The sequence below is a fragment of the Pseudoalteromonas nigrifaciens genome, assembly GCF_002221505.1.
Taxonomy (GTDB): domain Bacteria; phylum Pseudomonadota; class Gammaproteobacteria; order Enterobacterales; family Alteromonadaceae; genus Pseudoalteromonas; species Pseudoalteromonas nigrifaciens.
This window is the reverse complement of record NZ_CP011038.1, coordinates 40461-52666: the sequence shown is the minus strand read 5'-3', so window position 1 is coordinate 52666 and position 12206 is coordinate 40461. Positions and strand designations below refer to the sequence as shown.

10 protein-coding genes are annotated in these 12206 nt (G+C 38.9%); 4 read left to right on the top strand and 6 right to left on the bottom strand.

What is annotated here, in order from left to right:
- Positions 1-30 precede the first annotated feature (30 nt).
- A complete protein-coding gene (locus PNIG_RS19795) occupies positions 31-687 on the bottom strand; it encodes a hypothetical protein (protein ID WP_140391187.1) in 657 nt (218 codons plus the stop codon).
- A gap of 582 nt (positions 688-1269) precedes the next feature.
- Between PNIG_RS19795 and PNIG_RS19790 the strand changes: the two genes are divergently transcribed.
- Positions 1270-2816, top strand: a protein-coding gene (locus PNIG_RS19790) for an IS3 family transposase (RefSeq protein WP_089367662.1) whose coding sequence is annotated in 2 segments (ribosomal slippage) — positions 1270-1750 and positions 1750-2816 — 1548 coding nt in all. Because the reading frame shifts where the segments join, the coding sequence is not laid out codon by codon here.
- A 20-nt stretch (positions 2817-2836) separates the two neighbouring features.
- Here PNIG_RS19790 and PNIG_RS19785 read toward each other — a convergent pair.
- From PNIG_RS19785 to PNIG_RS19775, 3 genes are all read right to left on the bottom strand, one after another.
- Positions 2837-3316 (bottom strand): hypothetical protein, encoded by a 480-nt coding sequence (locus PNIG_RS19785; protein WP_218564894.1) that lies wholly within the window; start codon positions 3314-3316, stop codon positions 2837-2839.
- Positions 3317-3715: 399 nt separating this feature from the next.
- Complete coding sequence (locus PNIG_RS19780; protein WP_086996368.1) at positions 3716-4450, bottom strand: endonuclease; 735 nt, start codon at positions 4448-4450, stop codon at positions 3716-3718.
- A gap of 137 nt (positions 4451-4587) precedes the next feature.
- Positions 4588-5097, bottom strand: a complete 510-nt coding sequence (locus tag PNIG_RS19775) for a hypothetical protein (protein WP_086996365.1) — start codon at positions 5095-5097, stop codon at positions 4588-4590.
- 230 nt (positions 5098-5327) lie between these two features.
- Between PNIG_RS19775 and PNIG_RS19770 the strand changes: the two genes are divergently transcribed.
- Positions 5328-5744 carry a LexA family protein gene (locus PNIG_RS19770; protein WP_086996362.1) on the top strand — a complete coding sequence of 139 codons (417 nt, stop codon included), beginning with the start codon at positions 5328-5330 and terminating at the stop codon, positions 5742-5744.
- Positions 5729-6988 (top strand): Y-family DNA polymerase, encoded by a 1260-nt coding sequence (locus PNIG_RS19765; RefSeq protein WP_086996359.1) that lies wholly within the window; start codon positions 5729-5731, stop codon positions 6986-6988. The genes PNIG_RS19770 and PNIG_RS19765 overlap by 16 nt, the downstream gene beginning before the upstream one ends.
- Before the next feature lie 213 nt (positions 6989-7201).
- Here the strand turns inward: PNIG_RS19765 and PNIG_RS19760 are convergent, their stop codons facing one another.
- The gene (locus tag PNIG_RS19760; RefSeq protein WP_086996356.1) at positions 7202-7576 is read right to left on the bottom strand and encodes a replication initiation protein; all 375 of its coding nucleotides are present in this window, start codon (positions 7574-7576) and stop codon (positions 7202-7204) included.
- 532 nt (positions 7577-8108) lie between these two features.
- On the bottom strand, positions 8109-8945 hold the full coding sequence (locus PNIG_RS19755; protein ID WP_086996352.1) for an AraC family transcriptional regulator: 837 nt from the start codon (positions 8943-8945) through the stop codon (positions 8109-8111).
- A 112-nt stretch (positions 8946-9057) separates the two neighbouring features.
- Here PNIG_RS19755 and PNIG_RS19750 point away from each other — a divergent pair, with 112 nt between their 5' ends.
- Entirely contained in the window at positions 9058-12177 is a 3120-nt protein-coding gene (locus PNIG_RS19750; RefSeq protein ID WP_076922385.1) for a beta-galactosidase, read from the top strand.
- Positions 12178-12206 lie beyond the last annotated feature (29 nt).

Genomic DNA, 12206 nt, shown 5'->3' with positions numbered 1-12206 from the left:
TCTGCCGCTCGTCGGCAGCAGCTTGTTAGGCTATTTTTTTCGATAATTCACCTGATTAAACAGGTTTTCCGTCGTACCAATTTCAAGCATCGCTTTTACCAAAGACTTCAACAGCATATCTGATGCTTCGTACAAACCAGTCAAAGCTATGGAAAAATCCATGATTTTCAGCTCTGAGATAATTTCGTACTGATGTAGAGCGTCGGCCTCTCTATGGGCAATAGTGTTGTGCCTTGCCTCAGAAATTTCATTTTCAATTGCTTTTCTTGCTTTCTTTAATTTTTTTAGGGCATCAACAACCATACTCCTTGAAGAATCAGACAATCCTGTCGATTCGTATATAAACTGCATTCGCCGTCCAGTAACTTTTCCCATATCCCACTCATAAATGGTTAAAAGCAGTGCACGTAACGCAATATTCCTTTTTGTCTCATTAGGATGAGCGAAAGCATCAGCTTTTAAAGCTTGGATATCTCTCTCAGCAAGCAAGAAATACAGGCCAATATTTAGAAACTGCTTTGTCGCAGGAAACAGCTCCTCATTGACCTTCTTGCATTCTTTCACTGTGATTTCTATAGCTCCGTTTATAACTTTATCTTTTGCTTTAAATTCTTTTTCCAATTTACGGTAAAGTCGCCACAAGAAAACAGCTTTTATCTGCAGCCCAAAATTTCTGTGGAATTTCATTCGAAACCACCGCTCTTGAACACTTCTATCTTTATCGAAAAACCTACTATTGAGCATCAAACTTCCATTGGTTTATTGCCTAACTAGACTGTAGAATAACTCCAACAGTCAAATTCAATTAAAAAATAGCTCCTACAATTCACTCTAAGCCTTTTTAGAGCATTAGGTAATGCATTTGGAACACATAAAACAGGCTGTTTTCCTTAAAAAAAGTAATTCTGCAGCCTCAACTCCACGTTAAAGTGTGACAACCGTGTGCCATATTGTGAGCGCAGCAAAACTAGCACACGTTTGGAGTTACTCTTGAACGTTTTTTTCGTTACATTTATATTTCGAAGGTAAACATTGACTTAAAGCCACAATCAACGCGATGTTGAATGATTTTATGAACTGAATCATGTAACTCGTCAAACCTTTGCTTCTCTCGAATCACTCCATCCATATTTTGTCTACTGCTTACAAAATGGAATAATTGATTGTTCAAAACTGAAGATATCACACTAATATTGTCCAGTGACTTATTCAAATAGCCCCCTGTGTCAGGATAGTTGTCGCCTCTAACTTTTAATAGAGGCAGATATAATGAGACGTCAATTTACACAAGAATTTAAAGTTCAAGCGGTTGAAAAAGCATTATCTCAATGTGATGATGTTCGCTTAGAAGATATTGCAGATGATTTAGGTGTCGGTTATTCAACGTTACAGCGTTGGATAGCACTCGCAAAAAAACATCAACTTGAAACACACCAGACGGGTAGCCAAATGACAGCAGAAAAACGACCACAAGACTGGAGTTTAGAAGAAAGACTCAGCGCGATCATTGACTGTGGTCATTTAGATGAAACAGCCATTAATGAATACTGTCGTAATAAAGGGCTTTACCCGCATCATATTAAGCAGTGGAAGCAAGATTTTGCCCAAGGACCTACAACGAAACTAGCTAAATCAGACAGTAAACAGCTTAAGCAAGAGATAAAACAGCTGCAAAAAGAACTGAATCGTAAAGATAAGGCCTTAGCTGAAACAGCCGCTCTGCTTGTACTCAAAAAAAAAGCGGATGCACTTTGGGGTTTCAACGAGGACGATTAACAACAGCGACTGAGCGACATGAATTAATAACGCTTATCACAAACGCACAGGCTTCAGGGGCAAGGAAAGAAAAGGCATGTGAGTTACTTGGACTGACACTAAGAACCGTTCAGCGGTGGATTGAAGCAGACGATATGACTGACAAACGGACGAGTACGAAAAAACAGCCGCCAAACCGTCTCACAGAGTTAGAGCGGCAGCGCATTATTAATACGGTTAATTCAGCCGAATATGGGCATTTACCGGCCAGTAAAATAGTCCCTAAGCTGCTTGATAAGGGCATATGGATAGCGTCTGAAAGTTCGTTTTATCGTGTCATGAAGGCACATAACTTATTAACGCATAGAGAAAAAGTAAAGCCGGCTAAGCCGATGAAAAAGCCAAGAGCATTGAAGGCTGTGCGTGCAAATGAAGTATACACTTGGGATATCACCTATTTACCAACGAGCGTAAAAGGGCAGTTTTTATACTTATATTTAGTGATGGACATTTTTAGTCGAAAGGTTGTTGGCTGGCAGGTTTACGACACACAGTTAAGTGAATTAGCCGCAGATTTAATGAAGGATATTTGCAGTCGGGAGCAAATAAAGCGCGAGCAAGTCACGTTGCACTCAGATAATGGTAGCCCAATGAAAGGCGCGACATTACTGGCAACATTACAGGAGTTAGGGATTGTGCCATCATTTAGTCGACCGTCAGTAAGTAATGACAATCCATACTCTGAGTCGTTATTTAAAACGTTAAAGTATCGCCCAGAATACCCAGAAAAGGCATTTGAAGATATAAGCGCAGCAAGAGAATGGGTAAGTGGGTTCGTTGATTGGTACAATAATGAGCACCTTCACAGTGGTATAAAATTTGTGACGCCAAACCAGCGTCATTCAGGTTTAGATAAAGAAATATTAGCTAAGCGTCAGCAGGTAAACGACGCAGCTAAATTGAATAACCCAAGTCGTTGGTCAGGAAAGTCACGAGACTGGTCAATGATAAATGAAGTAAATTTAAACCCTGAGAAAAAAGAAGAAATGCGGGCGGCATAAAATTTAACTTGAGGCGACAACTAACTTGAAAAACTCCGATAGTTGTAGTCTTCTACAGCCTCTTTAGCTAGACAAACATTCCAGAATGATAGCTCTCTATTAGATTTATAAAGGTTTCGCCGTGCTTGATATAGGTTGCCCCAAACAATATTAAGATGCTCAATACGTTTGATTGATACATCTTTATCCTCAACCATCAATCCTGGTGTAGGACATATATGATCATAATGAAATCGCAACTCATGTAAGTTTTCTTCTATTTCATCTATAGCAGCGATGTATCTTTTGGCGACTAAATATGAATCCTCCTTTCGCTTGTTATTTAACCATTGAAAGTAGGTATAGAAACCAAAAATAAAACCAAGAGATGTAACAACTAAAGTACCAACATCAGTCCATTTGACCCCGTCAAACATAGCCGCTCTATCTGTAACACCAATGAAAAAGCCACAAGCTACCAGATACAATCCAACAACCATAAGTATAAGTACATTTTTCAACTAGTTGACACCTTTAATTCTGAATAACTCAAATATAAAACTAACATTTTATAGTCCGCTTATCGCGCATATTTCTGCCGACTTAACGCTCATTTTTCTGCTTTATATAGTTTTAACAAATAACCTAAGGTATTACTATCACTAAGTTTTCTAAAATTTTTGAGTAAAGTTAAATAGATCAATATGCGCGAGCAGCTCATTTTCATGAATATATGAGTAAAGAGCAGTTTGACCAATCAATTAACTATTATATTTAGCTAATCTCAATGACCGGTTATCGCTCAAAGCTGCTCATTCTGAATTAAAAACTAACTAATAAAAGCTGAGAGTTTCACGTTAAAAATCACTTGATTGATTATTAATTCTAAGCTTTCATAAATCATGATTAAGATGATATGTTTAAAGACCTCTACTCTCACAGCGACTTTTTACTACATCATTTTGATTCTTTTGTAGCTTTGAAATTTTTTCTGCTCTAGTACATTCCCAAGCATCTACAGGATACATTTTATCCCACGCATTCATTAGCTGGCTTTGTGCTTTACTCATGCTGTATCGTTTATAGGTGTTCTCCATATACAGATAAGTACGCGCAATTTGACCTCTAGCCATTTCAGGTGGCTCAGCTTTGCTGTCGTCAATCTTCATCGCACAACGTCCAAAATCGCTTTGAGCCGCTGGAAGCATAGTAAAGTTATGATTACTTCTCAGCGCATTCACGGCACCAATGGCCGGATAGAGGTTGAACATATCAGCTTGCATAAAACGGTATTCTGTATTTACTTTTTCTGCACATCTTCGACCCTTAAATGACTTCCTCACACTATTTACACACTGCTTATGTCCATCTCGCCATTCGCTAAAAGTACGACCAAAGTTTTCTGCCGGAACGACATGTTCCCATTCAATTTTTTTAGCTCGTTTGACGTACTTTGTTGTAGAAAAGCCCTCCGGTGCGGTTACTTTTTTACTAGCGTCAAATGTCGCACCACAATAAAGTGTAACGCGGTGGTTGTTATAAACTTGTTTTTCTAACAGTCGTTTAGCTTTGCTAAATGAGTCGATTTCTTGATTTGCTGAAGAGGCAGCAGAGAAAATAAGTGTTGCTAACAGTGAAATTGTGGATGCTTTCATTATGATTCTAGGTACCTATTTCAGTTTAAATATGTCACATATAATAAATGAGTTAATAAGCTAGTTCTCATTTGTGGTTACTGATAATTTTAATTTTTAGAACTAAGATATTGTGCTTTTAAAATTAATTGGGAAAGCTACTTCCCAGTCCATGTATTATCATTTTGATACTGTCCAGAGCAAGCGCTGTTATTTGCAAATTGGCCCGTAGACTTATCTCGACAGCGCCAGACTAAGTTGTAGTTACCATCATAAAACTGGTCCCATGCATAACCAGAAGAATAGTTATTTGACCCGCCAGCTCCTGCTGCCGCAACAGCTAAAACAACGACACCTACCGCAACGACAGCTGCAACAACGCCTTGAGCGATTTCTTTTCTGTCTTGCGCGGCTAATATCTCACATTTGTACTGAGTGAGTGCTCTATATTTAACTTCTCTATTAAGCGCGTAGATATAGTTCGCTTCATCAGTATTTTCGGCGGTATAATTTTTAGCGAGGATATCTTTATCATTAAGGTAATTTCGACACACTTGAGCATCTGTTAATTCAGAGTCACCGGAAATGATGGCGTGTCTAGAGGCTGAACAGCCAGTAATAAAGCTAAGTATCAGAAAAGATACAATAGTGTTTTTAACTAAAGTCATCAGTAAATTATTCCGTAATTAAAATAAGCTTTGAGTAAGCTCATAATTCCTTTGTGAAATTTTAACAAACCGATGGTAATTTTACTAATTGTTATTAAAGGGGTTTTTAATCTTTAAGTCTAAAACATGCTTATACCAGATCTAATTAAACTATCGTCTTCACAAAAAGAACCTTGGCATAATTTGAACCTTAAATTACACTGTATATATAAACAGTGCTTGAGGTGTGTATGTTCGTTATTCCAATTTTTATAGAAGCAGGCATTACCGGCTTTGAATCTCCTGTCGCAGAATATGTAGAGCTCGGTATTTCAATCGATGAACTAATCATTAAACACCCGAATGCTACTTTTATTGGTATAGCTTCTGGGCAATCCATGCAAGAAGTAGGAATATTCGATGGTGACTTATTAGTCATTGATAGAGCTGAGGATGTAAGTACCGGCGATATTATTGTTGCAAGTTACAACGGTTCGTTTGTTTGTAAAATCATAGATAAATCGAAACGCTTACTTATCTCTGCCTCTAAAGATTATAAGTCTGTTTATATCTCTAATGATGATGACTTTAAGCTCGAAGGCGTCGTTACTGCGAGCATCCGCCTACACAGAAATAAAGCTGAGGTAAATCGATGTTTGCCCTCGTAGATGCAGTGGCATTTTATGCCAGTGCGGAGAAGGTATTTGACCCATCCATTCGCTTTAAACCCGTTGTTGTTCTGACAAATAACGATGGATGTATTTGTGCCATATGTCCTATTGCTAGAAAGCTCAATATCCCGAAATTTGAACCTTACTTCAAAATTAAACCCTATTTAGAGCAGCATAATGTCATCGTACGCTCTTCAAATTATGAACTTTACGCTGATTTGAGTGAGAGAATGATGACGGTTATTAATCGTTTTTGCGATGACCATTATGTTTATAGTATTGATGAGTCATTTTTACGCTTTACTGGTTTTTCTAAAATCATTAATGACTGGGCTGATTACGGACACACAATACGACGAGCTGTATGGCGTGAGACAGGATTGCCTGTTGGTGTAGGCTTTGGCATTACGCCTACGCTAGCTAAAGCAGCCAATCATGCGGCAAAAAAACTCTCTGGTTATAACGGGGTTGCTGTTATTAATGATGATATCTCACGCCAGGAAGTCCTTATGCGTATGGATGTTACCGATGTCTGGGGTATTGGCTCTCGACTCGGTAGAAAACTTAAGGTCATGGGGATTAAAAGTGCATGGGATTTAGCAAACCAGAACCCTAAAGCAATGCGACGCATGTTTAGCGTTGTTGTTGAGAGGACCGTAAGTGAGCTTAACGGCATCGCCTGTTTAAGTTGGAATGAAGTAAAACAGAATAAAAAAGAAATCTACTCAACGAGAAGTTTTGGGGAAAGAGTAAGTGACTTAAATACATTAAAATCAGCCCTCGTAACACATGCAGCGATTGTTGGCCGCAAACTAAGGAAACAGCAATCATTAGCAAAACGACTCGTTATATTCGCTGCAAGCTCGCCACACGAAGACGTGTATTATAAAAAATCGTTGCTCTATGATTTCCCTATACCTACATCAGATACCAGTGTTATAGCCAATGCTGTTTCAGGTGTTATTGATGATATTTTTAAGGCTAACACGCGCTTTTATCGCTGCGGTATTGGCGCAATAGAATTAGAAAGTGAGTTATTTCAACAAGCGGATATGTTTTCTGTAAGTAAAGATAACCCAGAAGTAATGGCGTGTTTAGATGCTATAAATAAACGTTATGGGGTCGGCACTTTATCTTTAGGAAGTGAAAAGCTCACAAAATCATGGAACATGAAACGGGCTTTTTTATCGCCCCATTACACAACTCGCTGGTCAGATATTCCAATCATAGATTGTGATTGAACTGGGTTAGAACCATCAAATATTGAATGTGATAACAAGTGGTCAATAAAATTTGGCCACAGTTTTAGAGTCTTTATATCTAACCTCAGATTCATTGCCTGACATAGATTTCCTAAAAGTTAACTGATTTATCGACTAATTAGAAGTTACAATGTAACTAATTTGGTGCCTAGCAAACTAGAGAAGTCCACTAACGCTTCAATTTGTTAAGTGTTAAAGGCACGATACTAAAAACTCTGGGTTGAAGTACAGTTTTACCCGCCCCTTTCCAGATTCATATACCACGTTATCCAAAAACTTTATAGGTTCTTTTTTACCTTCGAACTGAACCATAGCCTTGGAGAAGGCAGAGGCAGCCCTTTTCATGTATCTGTATGGATTCTCCGAATTAATAAAAACTTCTTGCCACTCACTTGCAAAAATTGTTACTGGGTTGGAGATGCCAGACAAATAACTTAGAGGCTCTAATTTCGACAATGCTAATGTTCTCAAGCGCATGGCGCTGAGTGGCATATTATAGGAAGCATTAGTTAATTTGTTCGGCACATAATAGGAAGCTTCAATTAATTTGTTAGGCATATTAATCATGGTAATACTTTTCTCCTGAAGTGAAATTTTTTATATCTTTTCACTTTTCGAAACTAAAGTAACGACCATTCACCCATACTTACGTTTTTTACATTTAACACCTTATTGAACACCATTTTGGTGGTTTAACGTACCAAAATGGCATATATTACATACCTTAATAACTCCATTAATATGCCGTTTTACAATGTTATGGGACAGATTAAGAGTCAAATCAAAACAAAAATAAGTTTAACTCTTCAATATCCGTTTATCGCTCAAAGCTGTCATTCTTCTTCTAAATTCCAACTCTAAGCTGATGAGAATCGGTGACCAAAGTCATGAGAATATCAGCTAGGTGCTGTAAGTAAGTAGAAATATAGTCATGCACCATGATAACGATGATTATTTTACAGATCTAATGCCGTGGGAGGGCTTAGCTAGACTTCGATTATAGCTAAGCTGTCTGTACACACTTCATCACTTTGAAGTAGGGGGAAGTCTGAGATTAAAATTCGCTTGTCGTAGTTGCTTACCTAATTAGCTTTCAAGCTTACTCCAAGAAAGTATCAATTTTCCTGAATTCACTAGGCGCTATACCCACTGATTTTTTAAACCGTTTAGAGAAATTAAATATATTTGGATACCCCACGTAAACGGCAATATGTGCAATAGGCCAGCGGGTATTTAATAATAAGTTTTTAGCCCGCTCTATTCGTAAATAAATAAGCTGTTGTATGGGGCTTTTACCAAATTGAGCTAGACATAAACGATGTAAATGCGGCGGTGAGTAATGTGCATACTCGCACATTTTCTTTATTGTCCAACCAAACTGTAAACGCTTATCTACCTCTTCAAATAAACCAATTAAACGATTATGCGCCGCCCCCTGAGAGTTGTTTTGTAATGTAGTATTTAAATAATGACTTAAAACAGGCGTTACGCTTTTGCGTAAGTTAGCGTTGGGTTCGCTGTATAAAAGCTCCATAGCAAGATGCAACGACTCAAGCTTTTGATCGGTTAATACCAATGCTTGCGCAAGGTTTAAATGCTTCCAACGTTTGGTGTTTGCAAGGTTTAACCAAATCACATCCCAATGTTCCCCATCTATTTTAACTTCAAAGCTTTGCTTAGCTGGTAACACAATAAGTGTATTGGCATTAAGCGTGTACTGCTCATTTTGTGTGGTTAATTTACCTTGCCCCGCAAGCGTATAAAAAAGCGTATGTTCTAAGGGGGCTGTACGTGCCACGCAATAACGCCCCAATAGGTTTGAACAACCTGCTAGCGCTATTTCTAGGTTTGGCATTTGTGCGAGCGTTTGTGAATCTATAAAGCGCTCTGTGCAGTGCGGGCCAATATCGAGTATATCTTTAATGTTGTAGCGCATAATACAATGATAGCTTTGGATAAATAAATGAGAGCTTTAAGCATAACCCCTGTGATTATTTTTAGCTATATTTAGCGCATTATAATTGCCCGCTTATGCAACAGGAATAAACATGACCTCTTTACAGCACATAATTAATCGTCGCGATTGGGAAAATCCAATTACAGTACAAGTTAATCAAGTAAAAGCACATAGCCCACTTAACGGCTTTAAAACAATTGAAGACGCCCGTGAAAATACACAGTCGCAGAAGAAAAGTTTAAACGGGCAGTGGGATTTTAAATTATTTGATAAGCCCGAAGCGGTCGATGAGTCGTTATTGTATGAGAAGATAAGTAAAGAGCTAAGCGGCGACTGGCAAAGTATTACTGTGCCTTCTAACTGGCAACTACACGGCTTTGATAAACCCATTTACTGTAATATTAAATACCCATTTGCAGTAAACCCGCCATTTGTACCAAGCGATAACCCTACTGGTTGTTACCGCACTGAATTTACAATCACACCTGAGCAGTTAACGCAGCGTAACCATATAATTTTTGAAGGCGTTAACTCGGCTTTTCATCTTTGGTGTAACGGGCAGTGGGTGGGGTATTCACAAGATAGCCGCTTACCGAGCGAATTTGATTTAAGTGAGCTTTTAGTTGTCGGTACTAACCGTATTGCCGTTATGGTTATTCGTTGGAGTGATGGCAGTTATTTAGAAGATCAGGATATGTGGTGGCTAAGCGGTATTTTTCGCGATGTTAACTTACTTACAAAACCGCAAAGCCAAATACGCGATGTGTTTATAACCCCCGATTTAGACGCTTGCTATCGCGATGCAACGCTACATATAAAAACTGCGATAAATGCGCCAAATAACTACCAAGTAGCAGTACAGATTTTTGATGGTAAAACATCACTGTGCGAGCCGAAAATTCAAAGCACTAACAATAAACGTGTTGATGAAAAAGGGGGGTGGAGCGATGTCGTATTTCAAACAATAGCAATACGAAGCCCTAAAAAGTGGACCGCCGAAACGCCGTACTTATATCGTTGCGTAGTAAGCCTGCTTGATGAACAAGGCAATACAGTCGACGTTGAAGCCTATAACATTGGTTTTAGAAAAGTAGAAATGCTTAACGGGCAGCTGTGTGTAAATGGCAAACCGTTACTTATACGGGGTGTTAACCGACACGAACATCACCCAGAAAACGGCCATGCTGTTAGCACTGCCGATATGATTGAAGATATTAAGCTGATGAAGCAAAATAACTTTAATGCCGTACGTACAGCTCATTACCCTAACCATCCACTTTTTTACGAGCTATGTGACGAGCTAGGTTTATACGTGGTTGATGAAGCGAATATAGAAACCCATGGCATGTTTCCTATGGGGCGTTTAGCAAGCGATCCGCTATGGGCAGGTGCATTTATGTCGCGTTATACGCAAATGGTTGAGCGCGATAAAAACCACGCCTCAATTATTATTTGGTCACTTGGAAACGAATGCGGGCACGGCGCAAATCATGATGCTATGTATGGCTGGTCAAAAAGCTTTGACCCTTCTCGCCCAGTGCAATACGAGGGCGGCGGTGCAAACACGACAGCTACCGATATTATTTGCCCAATGTACTCCCGTGTAGATACCGATATTAAAGACGATGCGGTACCTAAGTATTCAATTAAAAAATGGCTGAGCTTACCGGGTGAAACTCGTCCACTTATTTTATGTGAGTACGCCCATGCTATGGGTAATAGCTTAGGTAGCTTTGACGATTACTGGCAGGCATTTAGAGAATACCCACGGCTGCAAGGCGGCTTTATTTGGGATTGGGTAGATCAAGGTTTATCTAAAATTGACGAGAACGGCAAGCATTATTGGGCTTACGGCGGCGACTTTGGTGATGAACTAAACGACCGCCAGTTTTGTATAAACGGCTTATTGTTCCCGGATCGTACACCGCATCCTAGCCTATTTGAAGCTAAATACAGCCAGCAACATTTACAATTTACACTGCGCGAGCAAAATCAAAATCAAAACCAAAACCAATACAGCATTGATGTATTTAGCGATTACGTATTTAGGCACACCGATAACGAAAAACTCGTTTGGCAATTAATACAAAATGGCGTGTGTGTTGAGCAAGGCGAAATGGCACTTAATATTGCTCCGCAAAGTACGCACACTTTAACCATTAAAACTAAAACAGCGTTTGAGCATGGTGCGCAATATTACCTTAATTTAGATGTAGCACTAATTAACGACTCACACTTTGCAAACGCTAATCACGTTATGGATTCAGAACAGTTTAAGCTTATAAATAGTAATAATTTAAACAGTAAATCATTTGCATCAGCTACAGAGAAAAGCGTTATAAGTGTTAATGAAACCGACTCCCACCTAAGTATTGAAAACAATACATTTAAACTTGTTTTTAATCAACAATCAGGACTTATAGAGCAGTGGTTACAAGACGATACACAAGTTATTAGTAGCCCACTGGTTGATAACTTTTATCGTGCCCCACTTGATAACGACATTGGTGTAAGCGAAGTGGACAACCTAGACCCTAATGCATGGGAAGCACGCTGGTCGCGCGCAGGTATAGGGCAATGGCAGCGCACATGTAGCTCAATCAATGCTGTGCAATCAAGCGTTGATGTCCGTATTACTTGTGTATTTAATTACGAATTTAATGGCGTGCTACAAGCACAAACACAGTGGCTATATACGCTCAATAATACAGGTACTATTAGCTTAAATGTTGATGTGAACTTAAACGACACCCTACCACCAATGCCGCGAATAGGGTTAAGTACAACGATTAACAAGCAAAGCGATACAAAAGTAAACTGGCTAGGGTTAGGTCCTTTTGAAAACTACCCAGATCGTAAATCCGCTGCACGTTTTGGTTATTACAGCTTGAGCTTAAATGAGCTATATACACCGTATATATTCCCAACTGATAACGGTCTGCGTAGCGATTGCCAATTACTGAGCATTAATAACTTAATCGTGACTGGCGCGTTTTTGTTTGCCGCCAGTGAGTATTCGCAAAATATGCTAACGCAAGCTAAACACACTAACGAACTAATTGCTGATGATTGCATTCATGTACATATTGATCATCAACATATGGGTGTAGGTGGCGATGATTCGTGGAGTCCAAGTACCCATAAAGAGTATTTATTAGAGCAAAAAAATTATAATTACTCGCTTACACTTACTGGGGGGATTACAACTTAACCTGTTTACTTATCATAAATTCATAGTAA

Coding starts and splice junctions, on each gene's coding strand:
- PNIG_RS19795 (WP_140391187.1), bottom strand. CDS start 687: ATGAAATTCCACAGAAATTTTGGGCTGCAGATAAAAGCTGTTTTCTTG.
- PNIG_RS19780 (WP_086996368.1), bottom strand. CDS start 4,450: ATGAAAGCATCCACAATTTCACTGTTAGCAACACTTATTTTCTCTGCT.
- PNIG_RS19775 (WP_086996365.1), bottom strand. CDS start 5,097: ATGACTTTAGTTAAAAACACTATTGTATCTTTTCTGATACTTAGCTTT.
- PNIG_RS19770 (WP_086996362.1), top strand. CDS start 5,328: ATGTTCGTTATTCCAATTTTTATAGAAGCAGGCATTACCGGCTTTGAA.
- PNIG_RS19765 (WP_086996359.1), top strand. CDS start 5,729: ATGTTTGCCCTCGTAGATGCAGTGGCATTTTATGCCAGTGCGGAGAAG.
- PNIG_RS19760 (WP_086996356.1), bottom strand. CDS start 7,576: ATGATTAATATGCCTAACAAATTAATTGAAGCTTCCTATTATGTGCCG.
- PNIG_RS19755 (WP_086996352.1), bottom strand. CDS start 8,945: ATGCGCTACAACATTAAAGATATACTCGATATTGGCCCGCACTGCACA.
- PNIG_RS19750 (WP_076922385.1), top strand. CDS start 9,058: ATGACCTCTTTACAGCACATAATTAATCGTCGCGATTGGGAAAATCCA.